The 22,472-nt window shown below is 76.3% G+C and carries 21 protein-coding genes; 9 read left to right on the top strand and 12 right to left on the bottom strand.

The window, feature by feature from the left end:
- The first annotated feature begins 110 nt into the window (after positions 1–110).
- On the top strand, positions 111–2,342 hold the full coding sequence (locus ACZ7KX_RS33930) for an MMPL family transporter (RefSeq protein WP_470329836.1): 2,232 nt from the start codon (positions 111–113) through the stop codon (positions 2,340–2,342).
- Here the strand turns inward: ACZ7KX_RS33930 and ACZ7KX_RS33925 are convergent.
- Positions 2,339–3,211, bottom strand: coding sequence for a class I SAM-dependent methyltransferase (locus ACZ7KX_RS33925; RefSeq protein WP_470329835.1), 873 nt, complete (start codon positions 3,209–3,211; stop codon positions 2,339–2,341). The genes ACZ7KX_RS33930 and ACZ7KX_RS33925 overlap by 4 nt on opposite strands.
- Positions 3,212–3,308: 97 nt before the next feature.
- On the opposite strand from ACZ7KX_RS33925, the gene ACZ7KX_RS33920 reads away from it, so the two are divergent.
- Positions 3,309–3,899 (top strand): TetR/AcrR family transcriptional regulator, encoded by a 591-nt coding sequence (locus ACZ7KX_RS33920; RefSeq protein WP_470329834.1) that lies wholly within the window; start codon positions 3,309–3,311, stop codon positions 3,897–3,899.
- Between the two features lie 7 nt (positions 3,900–3,906).
- On the opposite strand, the gene ACZ7KX_RS33915 is transcribed toward ACZ7KX_RS33920, so the two are convergent.
- Positions 3,907–5,262: a M14 family zinc carboxypeptidase gene (locus ACZ7KX_RS33915; protein ID WP_470329833.1), complete on the bottom strand. Its 1,356-nt coding sequence runs from the start codon at positions 5,260–5,262 to the stop codon at positions 3,907–3,909.
- A gap of 109 nt (positions 5,263–5,371) precedes the next feature.
- On the opposite strand from ACZ7KX_RS33915, the gene ACZ7KX_RS33910 reads away from it, so the two are divergent.
- Positions 5,372–6,037 (top strand): hypothetical protein, encoded by a 666-nt coding sequence (locus tag ACZ7KX_RS33910; protein WP_470329832.1) that lies wholly within the window; start codon positions 5,372–5,374, stop codon positions 6,035–6,037.
- A 67-nt stretch (positions 6,038–6,104) separates the two neighbouring features.
- Here ACZ7KX_RS33910 and ACZ7KX_RS33905 read toward each other — a convergent pair whose 3' ends face one another.
- Together ACZ7KX_RS33905 and ACZ7KX_RS33900 are read right to left on the bottom strand one after the other, a co-directional pair.
- A complete protein-coding gene (locus tag ACZ7KX_RS33905; protein ID WP_470329831.1) occupies positions 6,105–6,953 on the bottom strand; it encodes a hypothetical protein in 849 nt (282 codons plus the stop codon).
- A 74-nt stretch (positions 6,954–7,027) separates the two neighbouring features.
- Positions 7,028–9,253, bottom strand: coding sequence for an MMPL family transporter (locus ACZ7KX_RS33900; protein WP_470329830.1), 2,226 nt, complete (start codon positions 9,251–9,253; stop codon positions 7,028–7,030).
- A 132-nt stretch (positions 9,254–9,385) separates the two neighbouring features.
- On the opposite strand from ACZ7KX_RS33900, the gene ACZ7KX_RS33895 reads away from it, so the two are divergent.
- Positions 9,386–10,081 (top strand): TetR/AcrR family transcriptional regulator, encoded by a 696-nt coding sequence (locus ACZ7KX_RS33895; protein WP_470329829.1) that lies wholly within the window; start codon positions 9,386–9,388, stop codon positions 10,079–10,081.
- 103 nt (positions 10,082–10,184) lie between these two features.
- Complete coding sequence (locus tag ACZ7KX_RS33890; protein ID WP_470329828.1) at positions 10,185–10,967, top strand: hypothetical protein; 783 nt, start codon at positions 10,185–10,187, stop codon at positions 10,965–10,967.
- Positions 10,968–11,022: 55 nt separating this feature from the next.
- Here the strand turns inward: ACZ7KX_RS33890 and ACZ7KX_RS33885 are convergent, their stop codons facing one another.
- The gene (locus ACZ7KX_RS33885; RefSeq protein ID WP_470329827.1) at positions 11,023–12,171 is read right to left on the bottom strand and encodes a mechanosensitive ion channel family protein; all 1,149 of its coding nucleotides are present in this window, start codon (positions 12,169–12,171) and stop codon (positions 11,023–11,025) included.
- Positions 12,172–12,383: 212 nt separating this feature from the next.
- Here ACZ7KX_RS33885 and ACZ7KX_RS33880 point away from each other — a divergent pair, with 212 nt between their 5' ends.
- Positions 12,384–12,755, top strand: a complete 372-nt coding sequence (locus tag ACZ7KX_RS33880; RefSeq protein ID WP_470329826.1) for a PRC-barrel domain-containing protein — start codon at positions 12,384–12,386, stop codon at positions 12,753–12,755.
- A 112-nt stretch (positions 12,756–12,867) separates the two neighbouring features.
- Here ACZ7KX_RS33880 and ACZ7KX_RS33875 read toward each other — a convergent pair whose 3' ends face one another.
- The 6 genes from ACZ7KX_RS33875 to ACZ7KX_RS33850 form a co-directional block, all read right to left on the bottom strand.
- On the bottom strand, positions 12,868–13,347 hold the full coding sequence (locus ACZ7KX_RS33875; RefSeq protein ID WP_470329825.1) for an ATP-binding protein: 480 nt from the start codon (positions 13,345–13,347) through the stop codon (positions 12,868–12,870).
- A 146-nt stretch (positions 13,348–13,493) separates the two neighbouring features.
- Entirely contained in the window at positions 13,494–13,889 is a 396-nt protein-coding gene (locus ACZ7KX_RS33870; protein ID WP_470329824.1) for an STAS domain-containing protein, read from the bottom strand.
- A gap of 110 nt (positions 13,890–13,999) precedes the next feature.
- Positions 14,000–14,902 (bottom strand): SigB/SigF/SigG family RNA polymerase sigma factor, encoded by a 903-nt coding sequence (locus tag ACZ7KX_RS33865; protein ID WP_470329823.1) that lies wholly within the window; start codon positions 14,900–14,902, stop codon positions 14,000–14,002.
- A gap of 181 nt (positions 14,903–15,083) precedes the next feature.
- Positions 15,084–15,383: a DUF7701 domain-containing protein gene (locus ACZ7KX_RS33860; protein WP_350519533.1), complete on the bottom strand. Its 300-nt coding sequence runs from the start codon at positions 15,381–15,383 to the stop codon at positions 15,084–15,086.
- The gene (locus ACZ7KX_RS33855) at positions 15,380–15,865 is read right to left on the bottom strand and encodes a RipA family octameric membrane protein (protein ID WP_470329822.1); all 486 of its coding nucleotides are present in this window, start codon (positions 15,863–15,865) and stop codon (positions 15,380–15,382) included. Before ACZ7KX_RS33855 ends, ACZ7KX_RS33860 begins: the two co-directional genes overlap by 4 nt.
- A gap of 149 nt (positions 15,866–16,014) precedes the next feature.
- Positions 16,015–16,926 carry an MBL fold metallo-hydrolase gene (locus ACZ7KX_RS33850; RefSeq protein WP_470329821.1) on the bottom strand — a complete coding sequence of 304 codons (912 nt, stop codon included), beginning with the start codon at positions 16,924–16,926 and terminating at the stop codon, positions 16,015–16,017.
- Positions 16,927–17,054: 128 nt separating this feature from the next.
- Between ACZ7KX_RS33850 and ACZ7KX_RS33845 the strand changes: the two genes are divergently transcribed.
- The 3 genes from ACZ7KX_RS33845 (at position 17,055) to ACZ7KX_RS33835 (ending at position 19,361) form a co-directional block, all read left to right on the top strand.
- Positions 17,055–17,264, top strand: coding sequence for a hypothetical protein (locus ACZ7KX_RS33845; protein WP_470329820.1), 210 nt, complete (start codon positions 17,055–17,057; stop codon positions 17,262–17,264).
- Positions 17,264–18,658, top strand: coding sequence for an amidase (locus tag ACZ7KX_RS33840; protein WP_470329819.1), 1,395 nt, complete (start codon positions 17,264–17,266; stop codon positions 18,656–18,658). Before ACZ7KX_RS33845 ends, ACZ7KX_RS33840 begins: the two co-directional genes overlap by 1 nt.
- A gap of 145 nt (positions 18,659–18,803) precedes the next feature.
- Positions 18,804–19,361: a TetR/AcrR family transcriptional regulator gene (locus ACZ7KX_RS33835; RefSeq protein ID WP_470329818.1), complete on the top strand. Its 558-nt coding sequence runs from the start codon at positions 18,804–18,806 to the stop codon at positions 19,359–19,361.
- A 40-nt stretch (positions 19,362–19,401) separates the two neighbouring features.
- Here ACZ7KX_RS33835 and ACZ7KX_RS33830 read toward each other — a convergent pair whose 3' ends face one another.
- Entirely contained in the window at positions 19,402–22,308 is a 2,907-nt protein-coding gene (locus ACZ7KX_RS33830) for an AfsR/SARP family transcriptional regulator (protein WP_470329817.1), read from the bottom strand.
- Positions 22,309–22,472: the final 164 nt, after the last annotated feature.

The raw sequence follows: 22,472 nt of genomic DNA, 5'->3' as shown, positions 1-22,472 counted from the left end.
CGGCCGGGGCCGTCGGGGCGACTACCCGCCGGTACCGATGACCCGGACGGCCCACCGGGAACACTGCGCCGATCCGGCGCACCAGCGCGCAGCCGACCCGGGAGCCGTCCATGCCGCCGTCCGCCCGCCAGGCTCCCCAGGCCGCCGCGAGCCCGACCAAGCGCGCGGCACTGCGCCGCCTGGGCGAGTGGTGCGCACGCCACTCACTGATCGTCATCGTGCTGTGGATCGTCGCCCTGGCCGGCATCCAGGCCGCCAACAAGACCATCGGCGGCTCCTACTCCGACGACTTCTCACTGCCCGGCACCCAGGCCCAGCAGGGCCGCGACGTCCTCCAGGCGCACGAGCCGGCCGCCGCGGGCACCAGCTCCCAGGTGGTGCTGCACGACGCCGCGCCGCTGACCGGCTTCCAGCCGCAGATCTCCCAGGCCGTCTCCTCGCTCCAGCAGCTGCCGCACGTCATCTCGGCGCAGAGCCCGCTGCCGCCCCCGGGCCAGCCGGCGCCGCCGAACGGGCCGCTGTCCGCCGACGGGCAGACCGGCTACATCACCGTCCGCTTCGACACCACGCCCGCCCTGCTGGGCACCGACTACCTGGACGGGGTGGACGCGGCGGTGGCGCCGCTGCGCCAGGCCGGGGTGCAGGTGGAGTACGGCGGGCCGCTGGGCGAGCTGGCCCGGCCGGCGCCGGACGACCGCGCCAGTGAGGCGATCGGCTTCGCGGTGGCGATCGTGGTGCTGCTGGTGGGGTTCGGCAGCCTCATCGCGGCCGGGCTGCCGCTGGTCACGGCGCTGTTCGCGGCGGTGGTCGGCCTGGGGGTGCTGGGCCTGATCGCGGCGCTGTCCACCTTCGCGACGGTCGCGCCCACCCTGGCGACGATGATCGGCATCGGGGTGGGCATCGACTACGCGCTGTTCCTGCTGACCCGTCACCGGCAGAACCTGATGGACGGCGTGGACCCGGTGGCCTCCGCCGGGCAGGCGGTGGCCACCAGCGGACGCGCGGTGCTGGTCTCCGGCTGCACGGTGATCATCGCGCTGTCCGGGCTGTCGGTGTCGGGCATCTCCTTCATCGCCAAGCTCGGCGCCGCGGCGGCCGTCACCGTGGTGTCGGCGGTGCTCGGCGCGCTCACCCTGCTGCCGGCGCTGATGGGACTGATCGGGCCCCGGATGGACCGCTTCTGCGTGCGCCGCCCGATCGCCGAGGCCGGCGGCACCGAGGACGGGGAGGGCGGGACCTGGCACCGCTACGCCCGGCGGGTGGAGGCGCACCCCTGGCGCTTCCTGACGGCCGGGGTGGTGGTGCTGGCGGTGCTGTCGATCCCGCTGTTCTCCATCCAGCTCGGCCACATCGACGACGGCGCCGACTCCACCGACTTCACCGACCGGCGCGCCTACGACCTGATGTCCGCCGCCTTCGGCCCCGGCTCGAACGGCCCGCTGACCGTGGTCGTCGACCAGAGCGCCGTGCCCGCCGAGGCCCGGCCGGCCGTGCTGTCCTCGGTGCAGCAGGCCCTCACCGGCGTGCCCGGCGCCGCCAGCAGCACCCCGCTGCAGACCAGCCCGGACGGCGCGGTGCTGTTCGACACCGTCATCCCGGCGACCGCGCCGCAGGACCGGGCCACCACCGACCTGGTCAACCGGCTGTCGGACACCGTGCTGCCCGACGCGGTGGCCGGCACCGGCGCGAAGACCTACGTCACCGGCAACACCGCGGCCCAGGTCGACTTCCTGGACATCGTCGCGAGCCGGCTGGCGCTGATCATCGTGGTCGTGGTCGCCCTGGCCTTCCTGGTCATCCTGGCGGTCTTCCGCGGCCCGCTGGTCGCCCTCAAGGCCGCGGTGCTCAACCTGCTGTCGATCGCGGCCTCGTACGGCGTGGTGGTGGCGGTCTTCCAGTGGGGCTGGGGCGGGCCGGCGCTCGGGGTGGCGGGGAAGGTCCCGATCGAGAGCTACGTGCCGATGATGATGTTCGCGATCGTCTTCGGGCTGAGCATGGACTACGAGATCTTCCTGCTCTCCCGGGTGCACGAGGCCTGGCTGCGCACCGGGCGCGCCCAGGACTCCGTGGCCCACGCCCTGGAGATCACCGCCCGGGTGATCACCTGCGCGGCGCTGATCATGGTCAGCGTCTTCGCCGCGTTCATCGTCAGCGACAACATCGTGATCAAGATGATGGGGCTGGGCCTGTCGGTGAGCGTGCTGGTGGACGCCACGATCGTGCGGCTGCTGCTCGTCCCGGCGGTGATGACCCTGCTGGGCGCGGCGGCCTGGTGGACGCCGCGCTGGCTGGACCGGATCCTGCCGCACATCGACACCGAGGGCGAGGGCGAGCAGGCCTAGGGGCGGGTGGCGGTGACCAGCCAGGCGGCGGTGCGCAGCCGCAGGCCGTCCGGGCGTTCGTAGCGGGCGAGGGCGGCGGTGAGGGCGGCGCGGACGCGCTCGGTGCCGTCGGCGCGGGTGTGGGCCGCGTCGCCCCGGTCGAGCTGGTCGGCCAGGTCGCGGGCGGGGCCGGAGCCGAGGAGGTGGTCGGCGGCGTCGGCCGCGTCGCGGCCGAAGTGTCCGTGGGCTTCGACGGGTTCGGTGCGGACGTCGGTGAGGGCGGCGGCGCCGAGGACGCGGTGGATGACGGCGGGGTCGGCGAGGGAGAACATGCCGGGGCCGGTGGGCGGGGCGGTGCTCTGCGGCGGGAGCGGGAGCGCGGCGCGGGCCTCACCGAGGACCCGGACCCATTCGGTGCGGGCGGGGTCGGCGACGCAGACGAAGGCGAGGCGGCCGCCGGGGCGCAGGGCGCGGGCGATGTTGGCGAAGGCGGCGGCGGGGTCCTCGAAGAACATGACCCCGAAACGGCTGATCGCGACGTCGAAGGCGGCGGTGGGCAGGGGGTGGATCTGGGCGTCGCCCTGTTCGAAGGAGATGCGGGCGGTGTCCCGGTCGGTGGTCAGGGCGCGGGCCCGTTCCAGCATCGGGGCGGAGAGGTCGAGGCCGAGGGCCGAGCCGCGGGCGGCGGCTGCGGCGGCGCGGCGGGTGGTGTGTCCGGCGCCGCAGCCGATGTCGAGGACGCGGTCCTCGGGGGCGATCGCGGCGGCGGCGAGCAGCAGGGGGTCGAAGCCCTGGTTGACGGCGTCCCAGCGGTCGTGGTGGTCGCTCCAGTGCCGGCCTTCGTCGCCGTTCCAGGCTTGGGACTGTGCGGTGTTGACGGCTGTGCGCATGGGTTCGCTCCTGTCGGACCACTAGTATGGGCGAGTGCCCATAGCAAGGTATGGGCACTCGCCCATACTGGGCAAGCCCCTGTTCCGGAGGACCTGGATGTCACCACGCGGCGTAGCGATCCCCGACGTGCGGGAGCGGCTGTTCGCGGCGGCCGAGCGGGTGCTCGCCCGGGAGGGGCCGGCCGGGCTGACCAACCGTGCCGTCACCGAGGAGGCGGACTGCGCGAAGGGCCTGCTGTACAACCACTTCGCCGACCTGGACGACTTCGTGGCCCAGCTCGTCCTGGACCGCTTCGAGCGGGTCGCCGCCGAGGTCGCCCCGCTGCCCGGGCGGGCGGGGCAGGGCGAGGTGCGGGAGAACCTGGCCGACGCGGCGCTCGCGATGCTCGGCACCGGCGGGCCGGCGGTCGCGGCGGCGGCGATGTCCCGACAGGGCGTCACGCAGCGGGTGCGGACGGCCTGGGAGGCCGGCGCACCCGGGCCGGACGTGGCCGAGGGCGCGCTCGTCCGCTACCTGGAGGCCGAGCGGCGCCTGGGGCGGGTGCCCGCGGACGCCGACTGCGCGATGCTCGCGCTCGCCCTCACCGGCACGGTCCACCACTTGCTGATGTACGGGGGCCGGTCGGCGGACGGTCCGGCGCTGATCCGCCGGCTGGTCGCCGCACTGGTCCCCGGCCCCCGCACCTGAGGCGCGGTCAGGCCGGGTGGCGCAGCTCCACGGCGGCCTGGACGATGTTGGCCTGGTGCTCGGCCTGGCGGGCCACCGGCAGCCAGGCCGGGCGGAAGCGCCGCTGGTAGCGGGCGCACCAGTCCTGCAGGAGGGCGTCGAGGCGGGCGGTGTCGCAGGCGGCGCGGGCTCCGGCGGGCTCGACGGCGCGGCGCAGCAGGGCGGCGGCGCGCACCGGGATGCGGTGCGCCCACAGGTCGATGCCGGCGAGTTTCGCGCGGGTCATGAGCCCCGGGCGCAGCAGGCGCCGGCCCAGGGCCCGGGGGTCCCATTCGTCGGCCAGCTGCCGGGAGGCGGCCAGCGGGGTGCGGGCGGCCCGGAGCAGGGCGGTGTCCTGGTCGGGCAGGTGGGGCAGGGCGGCGGTGAGCAGGTCGGCGAGCAGGGCGGTGCGGGTGCGCAGCCGGTCGGCGCTGGCGGTCAGGCGTTCGGGGGCGTCGTCGGCCGGGCGGGTGTCGCCGAGGCGGTCGCTGGTCCAGGCGGGCACCTCGACGATGACGGTCTGGCCGCCGTGGCGCTGCGGGGCGAACCAGGTGGAGGCCCGGACGCCGCCGGTGCCGTCGGGGCGGCGGGCGGGGTGGGGGGCGAGCATGCCGGTGCTGCTCTCCTGGCGGTCGATGTGGTGGGGTTCCATCAGGTAGACGCCGGGGCCGGACTCGCGCAGCCAGAAGGTGTCGTAGGTGCCGGTCTCGACCGGGATGCCGAGGGCGGCGGCGGAGGTGGCGAACGGGGCGGCGAGGCCGGCCGGGTCGCAGGTGGCCTGGAGGAAGGTGCCGCCGACGTCCATGCTGTGCAGGGTGAACTGGAGGGTGGGGCGCAGTTCGTCGATCAGGTCGAGCAGGGTGCGGCTCTCCGGGAGGCGTGCGCCGATCGCCGGGGCCCATTCGGGCTGTTCCTCGGCGGCGGGGCGGTAGTAGCCGGCGAAGTACTCGGGCAGGGTGCGGGCGGTGAGGGCGCCGCGGGCGAGGTGGGCGCCGTCGGGGTCGAGGCAGAGCAGGAAGTTCCAGGTCGCGGCGGTGCGCAGGGCGGGGCGGGCGAGGACCCGGTGGGCGAGTTCGACGATGCTCGCGCGGCCGGCGAACTCGTCGGCGTGGGCGCCCGCGACGACCAGGACGTTGCGCCCGGGGCGGCCGGGGCGCTCGGCGCGGCCGACGGACAGCAGGGTGAGCGGGCGGCCGGCGCGGGAGGCGCCGACGGTGCGCAGCCGGCACAGGTCGGGCCGGCGGTCGGTCAACTGTCGTGCGGTGTCGGTGAGTTCGGCGAGGGTGGGGCAGCGGTCGTGGATCAGTACGGCCCTGCCCGCGCCGGTCGTCGTGTCGGTGAGCATGCGCTTCCCCCTGTGGTCGTCTCCCCCGGGCTCGGAGAGTACGACGGACGGGGGCGGAGCGGGAGTTTGTGGCACACCCCTTGATCTGACATATCATCCGATGATCTTGATGACTGGGAACGGGGAGTTCGGCATGGCCGCGCACATCGGCGCCACCGCACGGGGGTTGGGCATCGGCATCGCATCGGTCGTGCTGGGGGGTGCGCTGACCGCCTGCGGTTCCGGCCCGCTCTCGGACCAGCTGGCCCCCGGTGCGCAGAAGTGGGCGGACTTCAAGACCGTGCTCGCCGACAAGGACACGGTGAAGCGCGCCCTGCCGGACTCCGCGGCCCTGCCCGGCTGGAAGGGCCACCGGCCCGAGGTCTCCACCGAGGACGGCACCGACGAGGACTGCCGGGGCTGCATGATCGACGGCACCGTGGAGTTCGAGTCCGGCAGCGCCAAGGCCGCCTTCAAGGTCATCACCTTCGGCTCGGCCACCGAGGCGAGCGCGTACCTGGCGACCACCGCGGGCGAGTTCGAGAAGAAGGCCGACAAGGGCGCCACCAAGCTCTCGGTGCCGGCCGTCGGCAACGAGAGCGCCGCCTACACCGCCGCGTCCGGCGGCAGTCCGCGGAACGTGGTCCTGATGCGGGTGGGCACCACCTTCTCGGGCGTCATGGTGCAGAACTCGACGGACACGGCCCGGCTCCAGGCGCTGGCGACGATGCTCGCCCGGCGGGTCGAGCAGGCCGCCGCGGGGCAGCCCGTCGACGCCGCGCTCGACGCCCGCTGAGCCGACGGGCGGGGGCCGCCGTACGGCGGCCCCCGGCGCCGCCGCTGCCGGGCCGTCAGCGGCTGGGTCAGCGGCGACGGGCGGCGTAGGCGGCCGCGCCTCCGGCCGCGACCAGGAGCGCGGCGGCCACCACGGCGGCGGTCAGCAGGCCGTCGTCCGGACCGGTGGCGGCCAGCGTCGGAGCGGCCGTCGGGGTCGGGGTCCGGGACGGCGTGGCCGGTCCGGTCGGGGACGGTACGGGGGCGGGGGCCGCAGTCGTCGGGGCCGCAGTCGTCGGGGCGGGGGTCGTCGGGGTGGGGGTCGTCGGGGTGGACGGCACCGGGGCGGCAGTCGTCGGCCCGGCAGTGGTGGGGGCGGGGGCCGTCGGGGTCGCCGGGCCGGCGGTGGGCTCGGGCGTGCAGGCCGTGCCGCCGTTCCAGGTGGCGACGGCCAGGCCGGAGAACGGCTCGTCCGGGTAGTGCGGCAGCGGGTGGTCGCTGTCGCTGCCGTCGTACTTCTCGCCGACCGTGTAGAGGGCCAACTCGCCGTAGCAGTGCGGCAGGTGGCCGGTGACGTCGAGGGTGTCGCGGTAGTGCTCGCGGGTGAGCGTGACGGTCGCCCAGCCGAGGAAGGCCTGCCGGCCCGAGGTGGCCCAGGTCGGCCCCTGGGTCTCGTAGGAGCCCAGGGAGACGTGGTAGTCGCAGCCGGCCGCCGGCACGCCGGCCAGCCGGACCTGGACGACGGCGGACTCGGCGGGCATGGTCGCGCCGGCCGTCCAGTGGGCGCCGCCGTCGACGGAGTACTGGACCGGCGCCCGCCCGCAGTCGGGGGCGGCGTGGGCGGCGGGCGCCGCGACGACGACGGCTCCGGCGCCCAGGGCGAGGGCGGTCAGCGAGAGGGCGGTGCGCGCGGACGGGCGGCGCGGGTGCGGGTGCATCGGGAACTGCTCCTGGCGGGTGGATCGGATTCGGGTACGGATTCGGGTACGGGTACGGGAAGGCCGTGGGGTGCTCACCGGGCGTCGGCCGCAGCCGGCGGGGCGCTCGACGGGGCGGTCGACGGGGCCTCCGGCGCAGCGGCGGGGTGCTCGTGGTGGCCGTCGCCCTCGATGTCGATGTGCGGCAGCAGGCGGTCGAGGAACCGGGGCAGCCACCAGTTCCCGTCGCCGAGCAGGACCATGGTGGAAGGGACCAGCAGGCCGCGCACCACGGTGGCGTCCAGGGCGACGGCGGTCGCCAGGCCGATGCCGAACATCTTGACGACCGGGTCGTCGGAGAGCAGGTAGCTGAGGAAGACCGCGACCATGATCAGGGCCGCCGAGCTGATGATCCGTCCGGTGGCGGTGAGGCCGGCCACCACGGCGCGGCGGTTGTCCCGCTCCCGCAGGTAGCCCTCCCGCACGGCGCTGAGCAGGAACACCTCGTAGTCCATCGACAGGCCGAAGAGCACGGCGAACATCAGCAGGGGCACGTAGCCGGGGATCGGCACGGCGCCGTCCAGGCCGATCAGCCGGGCGCCGTGGCCGTGCTGGAAGACCGCGGTGAGCACGCCGTAGGCGGCGGCGACGGAGACCAGGTTCATCACCGCGGCCTTCACCGCGACGACCGGCGCGCGGAAGGCCAGCAGCAGGAGCAGGCCCGCGACGGTCAGGACGAAGCCGACGACCAGCGGCATGCGCTGCGCGATCCGCGCGTTGAGGTCCGCCTGGGCGGCGGGCGCGCCGCCGACGTGCGCCACCTGGCCGCTGCCGGCGGTGGCGGCGGGCAGCACGTCCGCGCGCAGCCGGCGCACGAGCGCGGCGGTGGCGGGGTCGGAGGGGGCGGTGGTCGGGGTGACCTGCCAGCGGACGGTGCGGCCGTCGGCGGCGAGCGCGGGCGGGCTGACGGCGGCGACGCCCTCGGCCGTGCGCAGCGCGGCGGTCACGGCCGCGGCGCGCGGGTCGGCGGCTCCCCCGGCGGCCGGGGCGGGCAGCACGTCGACGACCTGGAGCGTGCCGTTGGCGCCCGGGCCGAAGGCCGCGGCCATCCGGTCGTAGGCGGTGCGGCTCATGCTCCCCGCGGCCTTGCTGCCCGCGTCGAGCTGGCCGAGGTGGAGGCCGGCGGCCGGGGCGGCGAGGGTGCCGAGCAGGGCCAGGCCGGCCAGCAGCAGGGGCCAGGGCCTGGCCGCGACCAGGGCGGCGATCCTCCCCCAGCCGCGCGGGCGCCCGGCGGGGGCGGGGGCGGCGGGCCGGGGGGTCAGGCGGGCCCCGAGCAGGACGAGGGTCGCGGGCAGGAGGGTGAGGTTCACGCCCAGCGCCGTCAGCACGGCGATCGCGGGGGCCAGCGCCAGGGCGTACAGCAGCGGCAGGCCGCCCAGGGCCAGTCCGGCGAGCGCGGCGACGACGGCGCTGCCGGCGAAGGCGACGGACTTGCCGGAGCCGGCGGTGGTGCGCACGGCGGCGTCCTCGACGCCGACCCCGGCGGCGCGCAGTTCCCGGAAGCGGGTGAGGCCGAAGAGGGTGTAGTCGATGCCGACGCCCAGGCCGATCATGGCGGCGATGGTCTCGCCGGCCTCGGGCACGTCCATCAGGTGGCCGGCCAGGCCGAGGACGGGCAGGGCGATGGCGAGGCCGACCACGCCGGCGAGCAGCGGCAGGGCGGCGGCGACGAGGCTGCCGAGGGTGAGGGCGAGGATCACCAGGGCGGTGCCGAGGCCGATGGCCTCGCTGCGCCCGGTGCCGCCCTTGTCGACGGCGGCGGCCAGGTAGCCGCCCGGGGTGACCTCGATGCCGGCGGCGGTGGCCGGGGCGGCCGCGGCGAGCACGGCGTCGGTCGTCGCGGGCGTCACGTCCCGTCCGGAGACGTCGAGTTCGACCGAGAGGTAGGCGGTGTGGCCGTCGGCGCTGACGGCGCCGGCGCCGGCCGGGTCGTAGGGCGTGGTGACGGCGACGACGTGCGGCACGGCCGCGATGGCCGCGGCCGCGCTGCGGACGGCGGCGGTGGTGGCGGGGGCGGTGAGCGGGTCGGCGCCGTCGGGGGTGTGCAGCAGGACGGGCTGCTTGCCGGAGGCCGGGGCGGGGAACGCGCGGTCGGCGATGTCCTTCGCGGCCTGGCTGTCGCTGCCGGGGATGGAGACGGCCTCGCTGGTGACGCGCCCGAAGGTGGCGAGGGCGGTGAGGGCGGCGGCGGCGAGCAGCAGCCAGGCCGCGAGGACGCGCTTGGGCCTGCGGGCGCACCAGCGCCCCACAGTGGTGAACATCGGCGGCGGACGGCCCTTCTCGTGCGGCGGGCGGCACGTGAGGGACCCCCGCCAAACTTATTGCACTCGGCGTGCAACGCGTACACTTGCACTCGCGGTGCAAGAATGTCAACGAGAGGTCGAGGGGCCTACGTGAAACGGACCGAGGCCGCCGCGCCCGTCCCCGACGGGCGCACGGAACGCGGACGGCAGACCCGCGAGAAGATCGCCGACGCGGTGCTGTCGCTGCTCGACGAGAACCAGGCACACTTCCCCGCCGACAAGGTGGCCGAGCGGGCGGGCGTCTCGCGCCGGCTGGTCTTCCACCACTTCGCGGACATGGCCGAGCTGGCCGAAGTGGCCGTCAACCGGCGCCTGGAACAACTCGCTGCCCAGATCAGGCCGTTGCCCACCGAAGGGCCGCGCGAGGTGCGCGTGGCGGCGCTCACCGAACAGCGCGCGCGCATCCTGGAGGGCGTCACCCCGGCCAGGCTCGCCATCATGCGCCTGGAGAACCCCTCGCCGAGGGTCCAGGAGGCCGTCCGGCAGATGCTGGACTTCGCGCGCCTGCGGCTCACCCAGGTCTTCGCCGCGGAACTCGACCCACTGCCCGAGCCCGCCCGCACGGACCTGCTCAACGGCCTGGACGCGGTGACCACGTGGAGCACCTGGCACCACTGGCGCGGCTGCGGCCTGGACGTCGGACAGGCACGGCGCACCATGGCCGCGACCGTGCACACCCTCCTCGCCGGCGCCGACGCCGGGGCCGACACCGGGGCAGCGGCAGCGGCGACGGCAGGGGCCGGCCCGGACGGGAGCACGGACGAGAGCACCGGCGCGGCCGGATGACCGCGGCCCCGCCGGTCGCGGGCGGCAACCGGCGGGGCCGGGCGGGCGATTCGTACCGTTGCGTCCTGGTTCGCCCCTTGCGGGAGCGGGCACAAGAAGACACATGGGCACACGACGAGGCAGCGGACCGGACCGCGTGGTCGGCGCGGCCGAGGCACGGCGGCTGACCGAGGAGCTGCGGGCGGCGGTGGCGGATGCGCGCACCGCCGCCCTGGTGCTGACCGACCGGGTGCACGCCGCGTACGGCGGCCGGGTCTGGACGGCGCTCGGCTTCCCCTCCTGGGGCGCCTACGCGATGGCCGAGTTCGGCCTGTCCCGGCCGACGGCCTACCGGCTGCTGGACCTCGCGGCGGTGGCCGGGGCGATCGAGGCGACCGTGGAGCGCGAAGCCGGGCCCTCGCTCGCGCACACCTGGGACTCCTGGCCGGTGCTGTCCGTCCAGGCGGTCGTCGACCTGCGCGGCCGGCTGGCCGAGCTCTCCGACCTGATCGCCGAGCGGCTGGCCCGGGTGCGCGCCGAGGCCGGCGACGCACCGGCGGAGCCCGCCCTGGTCGGCGCCGCCGTCGCCGACGCCGTCACCGAACTGCGCGACCGCCCGGACGTCCCGCCCGTCGACCTCCAGGCCGTCCAGAGCCCCGACGGCCACGACGTCGAGGCCTGGCGCACCGTCGTCGCCCGCGGCCTGGGCGCGCAGCAGCGGCTGCTGGGCGGCTTCCGGGAGCTGGGCCTGCTCGCCCTGCGGGTCGCGCCGGGCTACGTCCCGGACCGCGACGCCGAGGGCGTGCTGCACCTGCTCGGCAAGGAGATCGGCAGCACCTGCGAGGAGCTGCTGGCCTGCCGCCGCTACGCGCTGACCGGCGACGCCCGCGCGGTCCAGGGCCGCTGAGGGCGGCACGCCGAGGGAACCGAGCCGTCGAGGCAACCGCCGGGGGCACCGGCGGTCACGGCCGGGACGGCGGGCCCTGCGGAGGACGGGGCGGGTCCTGCGGAGGACGGGGCCGGTCCTGGGGCGGGCGGGGCGCCTCGTCGGCGGCCCGGGGGTCCGGGACCTGCGGGTACCGGCCCGGCGCCTGCGCCACGGGCAGGCGCGGCAGGGCGTACGGGTGGTGGTCGCGCAGGAAGCCGACCAGGTGCTCGCGCAGCTCGCAGCGCAGCTCGAAGGCGTCGGCACCGTTCGCCGCCGTGGCGAGCACCCTGACCACGATGGTGGTGGGGGTGGTGTCGACCACCTGCAGGGCGCTGCCCTCGCCGTCCCACAGCTCGTTCTTCGCCAGGAACGCGTCGAACTCCTCCCGCAGCAGGGCGACCGGGGCGTGGTGGTCGAGGTGGAGCAGCGCGGTGCCGGTGATCCGGCTGGAGCGGCGGGACCAGTTCTCGAAGGGGCGGCCGACGAAGTACGACATCGGCATCACCAGCCGCCGCTGGTCCCAGGTCTCGATCACCACTGCCGTCAGGGTGATCTCCTCCACCGTGCCCCACTCGCCCGCCACCACGACCGCGTCCCCGATCCGGGCCAGGTCACCGAAGGCCATCTGCACCCCGGCGAAGACGTTGGCCAGCGTGCTCTGGGCCGCCACACCGGCCACCACGCCGACCAGACCGGCCGAGGCGAGCAGGCTCGTGCCGATGCCGCGCACCGCCGGGAAGGTCATCAGGACCGCGCCCAGCGTCACCAGGGCGACGATCGCCTGGCCGATCCGGCCGAGCAGGTCGGCCTGGGTGCGGGCGCGGCCGGCCCACACCGGGTCGCGCCGGTGCACCGCGAGCCGGAGGGCGCCGTCCGCGAGCAGCGCCACCACCCGGGCGCACAGCCAGCCGCCTGCGGCGATGGCCAGGATCACCGCCAGGTGGCGCAGCCCCTCGCGGGCGGCGGGCGGCGCGGCGACCCACGGGAGGGCGCCGAGCAGGAGCAGGCACGCCGTCAGCGCCAGGATCGGCATCCGGCACCGGCGCACCAGCCGCGGCACTCCGGTGGTGCTCCCGCGGGCGGCCAGCCGCCGCACCGCGAACTGCGCGACCCGGTCCAGGCCGTACGCGACGAGGAGCGCCGCGGCGCCCGCGAGGACCAGGCGTACCAGACTCCACCACATCGTCCGTTCTTCCCTTCCGCCGTGGGGTCGCCCGCTCGTTTTTCCCGACGGCGCGCGGCCATTCCTGTCCCGTCGGCCCGGTCCGGTCGGCGCGGTCCCGTCGGGCCCGTCCGCGGGCGGGCGGCATGGAAGCGGCGCTCCGGGGCACGCGGGCACCGCGCGTACACGCACGCAGGCACGCACGCACGCAGGCACAGGGAAGGGAGCAGGGCATGAGCGGGAACGTCGACATCTGGGAGTTCCGCAGCGCCTCCGGCCACACCGCGGGCACCGACCTCATCGGATTCCACGTGGAGGCCGAGGACGGCCCGATCGGCAAGGTGGACAAGCTGTCCGAGGAGGTGGGCGCGCAGTACCTGGTGGTCGACACCGGCCCCTGGATCTTCGGCAGGCGGGTGCTCCTGCCGGCCGGCACCGTCACCCGCATCGAGATCGGGGAGCTGCGGGTGTACGTCGACCTCACCAAGGAGGAGATCCGCCACAGCCCCGACCTCGATGCCGCGACGGCCGAGGCGGAGATCGACGTCCGTGACCGGTACGGGCTCTACTACGGCCCGTTCTACGGCAACGGCCGCATCCTCTGACCGCGCGTCCGGCCGTCGGCGCCACCACGTACGGCGACGGGCCCGGCGGGGAACCCCCCTCGCCGGGCCCGTCGCCGTACGGGTGGTGGTGGCGGGCCCGGTCAGGCGCCGGTCAGTCGCCGGTCAGGCGGGCGGCGTCGAACTCGGCCCAGATCGCCTTGCCCTGACTGTGCGGTTCGGCGCCCCAGCGGTCGGCGATCCGCTGCACGATGACCAGGCCGTGGCCACCGGGCAGGGCCGGCTGGTGCGGCAGGCGCGGGGCGGGCATGGCCGGGCTGCGGTCGCTGACCTCGATCCGCAGCCGGTCCGCGGCGGCGTCCAGGACCAGTTCCAGCGGGCCGTCGCCGTGCAGCATGGCGTTGGCCACGAGTTCGGCCACCAGCAGGACGACGTCCGCGGCGACGCCGTCGCGGGCGTCCGGCTCGGCGGCGGGGCCGTACCAGTCGCCGAGGGCGTCCAGGGTGAACGTCCTGGCGCGGGCGACCGGCTTGGGGAGCCCGGCCAGGGTCAGCCGCCGGCGCTGGCCGCCGGGGGGCAGCGCGGGCCCGGTCCGGTGCGGATCACCGTCCAGGGTTCCCCGGCTCATCGTCATGTGAGGGCACCCCTTCGGATCGACGGCGGTTGTCGCTTGGTCGGTTTCCCGGCGCTTTCGGGATTATGCACCGGCCCGGGCCCGGGCCGGGTCCGAACGGCGCGGCCCGCGCGGGACCGGCCGCAGGGGGCCCGGGCCTGCCGGGCTCAGGCCGTCAGGGCCGCTTCGACCGACGGGTGCAGGGAGAACACCGCCCGGGCGCCGGTCAGTTCGAGCACCCGCATGACGGTGGGGGACACCGCGGCCAGGTGCAGGGCCACCCCCTCCTCCCCCGCCGCGAGGCGGGTCTTGAGCAGCAGGTTCAGGCCGGAGGAGTCGCAGAAGCCCACCTGCGCGAGGTCGATCACCAGCGCCCGGGGGCGTTGTGCGACCAGGGCGGTGAGCGCGTCGGCGGCCGGCGCGAGCGTCTCGATGTCGAGGTCGCCCTCCAGTGCGCACACCAGCGCGCCGCCGGCGCCGGGGCGGGTCCGCACCGCGGGCTCCGTCCGGGGCGCGGCGGCCGCCAGCACGGTGTCCCGCCGGTCGTCGTCGGATGGCATCATCGTCGTCCCCTCCATGTCCGTGCCCTCCGACCTTAGGGAGGTCGCGCCCGTCGGCCAAGCAGGGGGGCGTGAACCGGCCCCGCTCCGGGCGGTTTCCCCGCGGCGCACGGTCAGGAGTCCTCCAGGCCCTCGCGCAGGCGTCGCAGGGTGCGGCTCAGCAGCCGGGAGACGTGCATCTGGGACAGCCCGAGGCGTTCGCCGATCTGGGACTGCGTCAGGTCCTCGCAGAAGCGCATCGACAGGATGCGGCGTTCGCGCTCGGGCAGCGCGGCGACCAGCGGTTTGAGCGCTACCAGGTCCTCGACGAGGGCGAGGTCCCGGTCGTCCTCGCCGAGGCGCTCGCCCAGGGGGCCGGGGCGGTCGTCGTCCTCCGTGCCGGTGTCCAGGGAGCCCGCGGTGTGCGCGTTGGCGGCGGTCATGCCCTCGACCACCTCCTCCGGGGAGAGTCCCAGGCGGTCGGCGAGTTCGGCCACGGTGGGTGCGCGGTCCAGCTCCTGCGCCAGGTCCTCCTGGGCCCGGGCCAGGGTGATGCGCAGTTCCTGGAGGCGGCGCGGGACGTGGACGGCCCAGGTGGTGTCGCGGAAGTGGCGGCGGATCTCGCCGAGGACGGTCGGCACGGCGAAGGTGGTGAACTCGACGCCCAGGCCGGGGTCGAAGCGGTCGATGGCCTTGATCAGACCGACCGCGCCGACCTGCAGCAGGTCCTCCTGGGGCTCGCGGTGCGTGTGGAAGCGGCGGATCGCGAACCGCACCAGGGACAGGTTCATCTCCACCAGGGTGGCGCGGACGTAGGAGTACTCGCGCGTCCCCTCCTCCAGGGCGGCGAGGCGGCGCAGCAGCACCCGGGTGAGCTCCCGCGCGTCGGCCGGGGCGATCTGCCGCGGGTCGTCGACCGCGGCGAGTTGCGGCGGCAGCAGGTCCCGTGGCCCCGCGTCGGGCACGGCCGGACGGGACGACGGGGCGCCCGTCGACGGATCGGCGGAAACGGGCAGTTCACCAGTGGGCGTGACCATCGGATTCCCTTCCTCGTGTCGGCACGGTCGAACGCCCCGGATACCCGGTGCCCGGCGATCGATGCGGCCTCCCGGGGTGGAGGTTTCGTGAAACCCGTCCGGGAGCCGGGCGGGTGGTCGGCGAACCGCCCGCCCCGGCGCCGTACCCACTGGTACGTACCTGCCGCGCTCCCGGACGCCGTCAGGCCGTGGGGTGGTGGAGCTTGCGGGCGGCGGTCCGGATGGCCAGCGTGTACGGGGTGTCGAGGGCGCGGGTGGGGGCGTCGAGTTCGTCGAAGGGCACCAGGGCCCGGTGGGTGTCGTCGGTGGCCTGGGTCCAGGCGGTCCAGGCGTTGTGGACGTCCTCGTCGGTGACCGCTTCCCCCTTGGCCTGGAGCAGGACGGCGTAGATGCGGAACAGGTCGTCGGAGCCCGCGGGAGGTCTCGCCTCCGTGGGCAGGCAGTCGCGGATCAGGTCGGCGATCGGGTCGAGGTGACTCATGGGGACAGTGTGCCGCTGACCAGCGTGCCGGTGAGGAGGATCAGGTGGGCCGCCGCGAAGACGACCGGCACGGCCCGCTCGGTGGTGCCGAGTTCGGTGTAGTGCTTGCGCCAACGGCCGCGGCGGGAGGCGTTCCTGAGGGTGTCCCACTCGTCGGTGTAGATCCGCGCCGCGAGTTCGTCCTCCAGGGCGTTGATGACCTTGAACTTGGCGGCGTTGAGGTCCCGGTAGCTGCGCAGCTGCATCCACCAGGCGACGGAGAGGGTGATGCCGGCCAGCGCCACGGCCGTCGGCACCCACCACGGGGACTCGGAGAGCCGGGGTATGCCGAATCCGATCAGGGTGACCAGGGCGGTCTGCACGGACAGGAAGAAGGTGTTCGCGGTGCCCCGGCGGGCCGAGACGCGGTCGGCCATCTCCACGGCGAGCTTGTAGAGCTCCAGCAGTTCGCTCGGTCGGTCCGGCTGCGGCGGCACGGTCATCGCGGCTCCCTCGGTCGGGCGGGGCGGGCGAGGCGGCGGGGACGAACCGTTCGGGCACGGTGACGCCGCGCCGTCACTGATGCGACGTCATTTCCCTTGCAGCGGGGCGTTCTACCGGCCGCGCGGGACCGGTCCGGCGGCGGTGCGGCTCAGGCCGCGGGGACGGACTCCAGGCGGTAGGCGTCGCCGTGGGTGCGGACGCGGCCGGCGGTGGGCGGGGCGAAGTGGGTGCCCAGCAGGAGGGTCCCGGTGTCGGCGAGCGAGGCGAGCAGGTCGTGGCGGGTGGCCCGGGAGCGCTCGGGGTCGATGTCGACGCAGGCGCCGACGGCGGGGTGGGCGAGCTGGACGGGGTGGTGCACGCAGTCGCCGGTGATCAGCGCGGTGCGGCCGCGGCTGGTCAGCTCGACGGCGACGTGGCCCGGGGTGTGGCCGGGGGTGGGCAGCAGGCGCAGGCCCGGGGCGACGGTGAGGCCCTCGGCGGGGACGTCGAGGAGGTCGAGCAGGCCGGCCTGCTCGACCGGGAGGACGGAGTCCTCGAACATCTGCCGGCGCGCGTCCTCCATCGGGTACCCGGCCCAGAACTCCCGCTCGGTGCGGGAGGTGAGGTAGCGGGCGCCGGGGAAGGTGGGGACCCAGCGGCCGTCCACGCTGCGGGTGTTCCAGCCGACGTGGTCGGCGTGCAGGTGGGTGAGGATCACCAGGTCGACGGCGTCGGCGGGGAAGCCGGCGGCGGCCAGGCGCTGCTCGTAGTCGGTGTCCAGGTCGTGCCAGGCGGGGTTGGCGCGCTGCTTGCCGTTGCCGATGCCGGTGTCGACGAGGACGCGCAGGCCGCCCGCGGTGAACGCGAAGGTGTGGCTGGCCAGGCGCAGCGTGCCGTCCGGGTCGGCGAAGTGGGGGTGCAGCCAGTCCTGACCGGTCACCAGCTCGGGGGTGGCGTCGGGCAGGAGCCAGGGGCCGGTCTCGCGGGGCAGGGCGATCTCGTCGATGCGGTGGACGGTGATGTCGCCGACGGTCCAGGCCGGGGCGGAGGCGGGAGCGGGGGTGGCGGCGGGGGCGGACATGGGCTGCTCCTTCGGTGCGGGCGGCGGCCGGGGCCGGACCGATCTAAACGCAACGTGTTTGCGTTAGGAAGACGGTAGAACCTACAGTCGCCTAAAGCAAACCGTTAGCTTTTGTAAGGGGAGGACCCATGCCCGCCGACGACCTCACCCCGCCGGAGGCGGCCCGCCAGGCCGCCCGCGCCGGCGTCCCGCTGCCCGCCGACCGGCACGCCGCGGTCGCGGCCACCGCCGAGCACATCCGCTCGGTGGTCGCCGTCCTGCAGGAGCTGGACCTCGCGGACACCCCGCCGGCCGCCGCCTACCGCGCGGTGCCCGCCCACGGCACGGAGGTGGCGTGATGCGGCCGTACGAGCTGTCGCTGGCCGCCGCCGCACGGGAGATCGGCGCCCGGCGCCTGTCCCCCGTCGACCTGGTGGAGTCGGTCCTCGACCGCATCGAGCGCGTCGAGCCCGGCCTCGGCGCCTACGCCGAGGTCACCGCCGAGCGGGCGCGCGAGGGGGCACGCGAGGCGGAACGGGAGATCGCCCGCAGCGGGCCGCGCGGGCCGCTGCACGGCGTCCCGGTCGCCCTGAAGGACCTGGTCGACGTCGCGGGCCTGGCCACCGGGGCCGGCTCCCTGGTCCGCGAGGGCCACCGCGCGGAGGCCGACGCCACCGTGACCGCCCGGCTCGCGGCGGCCGGCGCCGTCCTCGTCGGCAAGACCCACACCCACGAGTTCGCGTACGGCCTGGTCACCCCGCGGACCCGCAACGCCTGGGACCGCGAGCGGATCGCCGGCGGCTCCAGCGGCGGCTCGGCGGCCGCCGTGGCCGCGGGCGCGGCACCCTTCACCCTGGGCACCGACACCGGCGGGTCGATCCGGGTGCCCGCCGCGCTCAACGGCGTCGTCGGCCTCAAGCCCACCTACGGGCTGGTCCCCCGCCACGGCGTCACCCCGCTGTCCTGGTCGCTGGACCACGTCGGACCGCTCACCCGCACCGCCGAGGACGCCGCCCTCGTGCTGGCCGCCCTGGCCGGCCACGACCCGCGCGACCCCGCCTCGCTCGACGTCCCCGCCCCCGACCTCCGGCCCCACCCGGACGACGACCTGACCGGCCTCCGCGTCGGCGTGCCGCGCACCTACTACTTCGACCGCGTCACCGAGCCGGTGGAGAACGCCGTCCGCCGGGCCGTCGGACACCTGGAGGAGCTCGGCGCCACGCTCGTCCCGGTCGACATCCCGCTCACCCGCTACATCCGGGCCACCCACTGGGGCCTGATGGTCCCCGAGGCGACCGCCTACCACGAGGCCGCCCTGCGCTCGGCGCCCGAACGCTACGGGGAGGACGTCCGCGTCCTGCTGGAGGCCGGGGCACTGATGAGCGCCACCGACCACCTGCGCGCCCAGCGCGCCCGGACCCTCATGCGGCAGGAGTGGGCGCGGCTGTGGGAGCAGGTCGACGTGATCGCCGCCCCGGCCGTCCCGATGACCGCCGTGCCGGCCGGCCAGGAGAGCGTCGAGTGGCCCGACGGCACCACCGAGAGCGTCCCCGACGCCTACGTCCGGCTGTCCGCCCCCGCCAACATCACCGGCACACCCGCCCTGTCCCTGCCCGTCGGCCACGACCCGGCCGGCCTGCCGGTCGGCATGCAGCTGCTCGCCCGCCCCCTGGGCGAACGCACCCTGCTGCGGGTCGCCCAAGCCCACGAGCGCACCCGCCCGGTCCGCACCCTCGCCCCGGCGGCCGACTGACGGGCGGGGGCGGGCTGGGCCGCGGGAACCGGGCCGGGCGGGGAGAGCCGGGCGGGGAGAGCCGGGCAGCGGGAACCGGGCCGGACCCGGGCCGGGGTGGCGCCGGACCGGGCTAAACGCAACGGCTGCGCTTTAAGATGGCCCCATGAGTGGCAGGCAGATGGTGCGCCCCGGCGGGCGCAGCGCCCGGGTCCAGGCGGCGGTGCACACCGCCGTGCGCGAGCTGCTGGCGGAGGCGGGCCGGGACGGGCTGACGGTGCCGATGGTCGCCCAGCGGGCCGGGGTCACCCCCTCGACGGTCTACCGCCGCTGGGGCGACCTGCAGGAGCTGCTGTCGGACGTCGCGGTGGAGCGCCTGCGGCCCGACACCGCGCCGGCGGACCACGGCGACCTGCGGCGCGACCTGACGGCCTGGGCCGAGCAGTTCCTCGACGAGATGGCCTCCCCCGCGGGCCGCGCCTACGTACGCGACGCCCTGCTCGGCGACCCCGACGGCGGCAACGCCGGCCGGTGCTCGGCCTACGCCGCCGACCAGCTCGACACCGTGTTCGCCCGCGCCCGCGAACGCGGGGAGCAGCCGCCCGGGGTCGAGGAGGCGATGGACCGCGTCGTCGCCCCGTTGATGTACCGGATCCTCTTCCGCCCGGCCGGGCTCGACGCCGCGTACGCCGGCCGGCTGGTCACCGGCCTCCTCGGCGCCTGACCCGCCGCCGGCCGGGGACGCGCGCCGCGCCCGGCCGGGGTCAGCAGGGCCCCCGGCCGTACACCCCGGCCGTGGCCGTCACCGTGGCCGTGGCCCGCGCCGGCGTGGCCGTCGCCGCGGCCCCGGGGGCCGCCGTGGCCGGGAGGGCCCGCAGGGCCGCCAGGGCGCCCGCCTCGCCCTCGCCGTACTGGTGGGTGCGGGCGGCGCGGACGGCGGCTTCGAGGTGGAGGGCGGCTTCCTCCGGGTGGCCGGTGGCGGCGAGGGCGCGGCCGTAGAGGGTCTGCAGCAGGACGCGGCGGGCGGCGGGGAAGGGCGGTTCGGCGACGGCCAGGCCGCGGGCGGCGTGGTGGGCGGCGTCCTCGGGGGCGCCGGCGCTCAGGCACTCCTGGGCGAGGTGCTGGCGGGCGAGGGCGACCAGGTCCGCGCGCCCGGCCCGCTCGGACAGCGAGAGGGCGCGCACCAGCAGGCCGCGGACCCGCGCGTTGGGACCGTAGCGGCCGAGGGCGACGGCCAGGTTCATCAGGGCGACGGCCTGGGCGGTGCCGTCGCCGGCCCGGGCGGCGAGGTCGGGGGCGCGTTCCAGGTGGACGAGGGCCTGCTCGTGGCGGCCCTCCTCCAGCAGGACCCAGCCGAGCAGGGCGCGGGCGCGGGACTGGGCGGCCGGGTCGTCGTCGGCCTCGGCGGCGGCCAGGCCGTGTTCGAGCAGCGGCACCCAGCCGTCCCGGACCTGCCACACGATCAGCGGCCACTGCAGCAGGACCAGGCGCCAGGCCCGGTCGTGCAGTCCGGCCGCGACCGCCGCCTCGACCGCGCCGCGCAGGGTGTCGCGCTCGGCGGCGTACCAGGCGAGCGCGCTCGCGCGGTCCGGGAAGGGGCGGACGTCGGCGGGGCGCCGGGTGCCGGGCGGCAGGGTGCAGCAGGGTTCGCTGCCCGGTTCGGCGGCGTCGCAGGCGGCGACCAGGGTGTTCAGCAGGTGGTCGAGCAGGCGCGGCAGCACCTCGTCGTCGACGTCGCCGGGCAGGCTGCGGGCGTAGAGGCGGACGAGGTCGTGGAGGGCGTAGGCGTCGCGGCCGATCTCGACGAGGAGGTGGGCGGTGGCGAGCCGGCCGAGGGCGCCGGAGGCTTCGGCGGGGCTGCAGTCGGCGAGGGCCGCGGCGGTGCGGCTGTCGAGGGTGGTGCCGGTGTGGGTGCCGAGGCGGTGGAACATCCGGCGGGCGGAGCCGGGCAGGTGCTGGACGGTGAGGGCGAGGGCGGCGGCGACGCTGGTGTCCTCGATGTCGAGGATGCCCAGCCGGCCCTGTTCGTCGGCCAGTTCGTCGGCGAGGCCGGCCAGGTCGCGGGCCGGGCCGGTGGCGACGCGGGCGGCGGCCAGGCGCAGGGCGAGCGGCAGGCCGTCGCACAGGCCGGCCAGGCGGGCGGCGGCTTCGGGTTCGGCGGCGACCAGGTCGGCGCCGAGGGTGGCGGCGAGCAGGGTGACGGCCTGCGGCGGTGACAGTTCGGCGAGCGGGACGGGGCGGGCGGCGTCGGAGGCGACCAGGCCGCCGAGCCGGTCGCGGCTGGTGACCAGGGTGATGCAGCCGTCGCCGTCGGGCAGCAGCGGGCGGACCTGGTCGGAGCGGCGGGCGTTGTCCAGGACGATGAGCATCCTGCGCTCGGCGGTCAGTTCGCGGTAGCGGGCGGCCAGGGCCTCGGGGGTCGCGGGCATCTGCTCGGCGGGCAGGCCGAGGCCGAGCAGCAGTTCGCGCAGGACGGCGGGGGTGGAGCGTTCGGGCAGCGGGCTGTGGCCGCACAGGTCGACGAACAGCCGGCCGTCGGGGAAGTCGCCTTGGCGGCGGTGGGCCCAGTACAGGGCGAGGGTGGTCTTGCCGACCCCGGCGCCGCCGGTCACGACGGCGATCGCGCCGGGGCCGGCGGTGGCCCGGTCGAGCGCGGCCAGTTCGTCCTCCCGGCCGGAGAAGCCGCGCGGGCGGCGGGGGAAGGGCCAGGGCGTGGCGCGCGGCGGGCGGGGCGCGGGGGCCGGCCCGGCGGCGGCGGGGACGGGGACGGGCGGCGTGACCGGGGCGGGTGCGGCGGCGACCGGGGCGGGTGCGGCGGTGCCGTGTGCGGGCGCCGGGGCGGGTGCGGGCGCCGGGGTGTCGGCGCAGGGCGGGCCGCCGACGGTGGGCACCCGCGGCGGCGGAACCCGGCCGGGCCGCAGGGCGGCGGCGTCGGTGCGCAGCAGGGCGTCGTAGGCCTCGACGAGTTCGGGGCCGGGGTCGATGCCCAGTTCCTCGGCCAGGGCCCGGCGGGTGCGGTGGAACCAGTCGAGCGCCTCCGAGCGCCGCCCGGCACGGCCGAGCGCCAGGACGAGCGCGGCGACCAGCGGCTCGCGCAGCGGGTTCATGGTGGCCTCGGTGGACAGCACGCCGGCCGCCGCGCCGTGGTCGCCGAGCCGGCCGTGAGCGCGGGCCAGTTCCTCGACGGCGGCGAGGCGCAGTTCCTCCAGGGCGTGCGCGGCGCACTGCAGCGGGACGCTGGGGGCGGTGCCGGCGAGTGCGGGTCCTCGCCACAGCGCGAGTGCCTCCTGGAGCGCGGCGACCGCGTCGGCGGTGTCGGGGGTCGACCGGGCGGAGCGCAGGAGGTGTTCGAAGCGGGCGGTGTCCACCGCGAGTTCGGGCACCCGCAGCTGGTAGGCGCCGCCGTCGGTGACCAGTTCGACGCCGCCGTCGGGCGCGCCGTGCGCGGCGAACAGGGCGCGCAGGCCCGAGATGTGGTTGTGGATGACGGTGCGTGAGTGCCGGGGCGGTTCCTCGTCCCAGAGGGTCTCGGTGAGGCGGTCGACGGTGACCGGCGCGCCGGGGTTCAGCAGCAGCATGGCCAGCAGGCTGCGGCGCTTGGCCGACCCGGTCGGCAGCTCCCGGCCGTCCGGGGCCACCGCGGCCACCGAGCCCAGCAGTCGGAAATCCAAGACCCGCCCCTCATTCAATGTGACAAGCATATGACAGCGGGCGACATGTCGATCACGGGTGCCGCCCGGGCGGCGGGACACCGCCCACCGGATGACCGAAGCGTGCGCGGTGATCCGTCCCGGCCGCCAGCGGTCCCGGGCAGTCCGGGACGCTGGAACGCCCG

The sequence above is a fragment of the Kitasatospora sp. NPDC038210 genome (genome assembly GCF_055600605.1).
The sequence above is the reverse complement of the archived record's forward strand: the minus strand, read 5'-3'. Positions and strand labels throughout refer to the sequence as shown.

Coding starts and splice junctions, on each gene's coding strand:
- ACZ7KX_RS33915 (WP_470329833.1), bottom strand. CDS start 5,262: ATGCTCACCGACACGACGACCGGCGCGGGCAGGGCCGTACTGATCCAC.
- ACZ7KX_RS33855 (WP_470329822.1), bottom strand. CDS start 15,865: ATGACCGTGCCGCCGCAGCCGGACCGACCGAGCGAACTGCTGGAGCTC.
- ACZ7KX_RS33905 (WP_470329831.1), bottom strand. CDS start 6,953: ATGCACCCGCACCCGCGCCGCCCGTCCGCGCGCACCGCCCTCTCGCTG.
- ACZ7KX_RS33880 (WP_470329826.1), top strand. CDS start 12,384: ATGAGCGGGAACGTCGACATCTGGGAGTTCCGCAGCGCCTCCGGCCAC.
- ACZ7KX_RS33870 (WP_470329824.1), bottom strand. CDS start 13,889: ATGATGCCATCCGACGACGACCGGCGGGACACCGTGCTGGCGGCCGCC.
- ACZ7KX_RS33850 (WP_470329821.1), bottom strand. CDS start 16,926: ATGTCCGCCCCCGCCGCCACCCCCGCTCCCGCCTCCGCCCCGGCCTGG.
- ACZ7KX_RS33900 (WP_470329830.1), bottom strand. CDS start 9,253: ATGTTCACCACTGTGGGGCGCTGGTGCGCCCGCAGGCCCAAGCGCGTC.
- ACZ7KX_RS33910 (WP_470329832.1), top strand. CDS start 5,372: ATGACTGGGAACGGGGAGTTCGGCATGGCCGCGCACATCGGCGCCACC.
- ACZ7KX_RS33930 (WP_470329836.1), top strand. CDS start 111: ATGCCGCCGTCCGCCCGCCAGGCTCCCCAGGCCGCCGCGAGCCCGACC.
- ACZ7KX_RS33845 (WP_470329820.1), top strand. CDS start 17,055: ATGCCCGCCGACGACCTCACCCCGCCGGAGGCGGCCCGCCAGGCCGCC.
- ACZ7KX_RS33840 (WP_470329819.1), top strand. CDS start 17,264: ATGCGGCCGTACGAGCTGTCGCTGGCCGCCGCCGCACGGGAGATCGGC.
- ACZ7KX_RS33865 (WP_470329823.1), bottom strand. CDS start 14,902: ATGGTCACGCCCACTGGTGAACTGCCCGTTTCCGCCGATCCGTCGACG.
- ACZ7KX_RS33925 (WP_470329835.1), bottom strand. CDS start 3,211: ATGCGCACAGCCGTCAACACCGCACAGTCCCAAGCCTGGAACGGCGAC.
- ACZ7KX_RS33875 (WP_470329825.1), bottom strand. CDS start 13,347: ATGACGATGAGCCGGGGAACCCTGGACGGTGATCCGCACCGGACCGGG.
- ACZ7KX_RS33885 (WP_470329827.1), bottom strand. CDS start 12,171: ATGTGGTGGAGTCTGGTACGCCTGGTCCTCGCGGGCGCCGCGGCGCTC.
- ACZ7KX_RS33920 (WP_470329834.1), top strand. CDS start 3,309: ATGTCACCACGCGGCGTAGCGATCCCCGACGTGCGGGAGCGGCTGTTC.
- ACZ7KX_RS33835 (WP_470329818.1), top strand. CDS start 18,804: ATGAGTGGCAGGCAGATGGTGCGCCCCGGCGGGCGCAGCGCCCGGGTC.
- ACZ7KX_RS33860 (WP_350519533.1), bottom strand. CDS start 15,383: ATGAGTCACCTCGACCCGATCGCCGACCTGATCCGCGACTGCCTGCCC.
- ACZ7KX_RS33890 (WP_470329828.1), top strand. CDS start 10,185: ATGGGCACACGACGAGGCAGCGGACCGGACCGCGTGGTCGGCGCGGCC.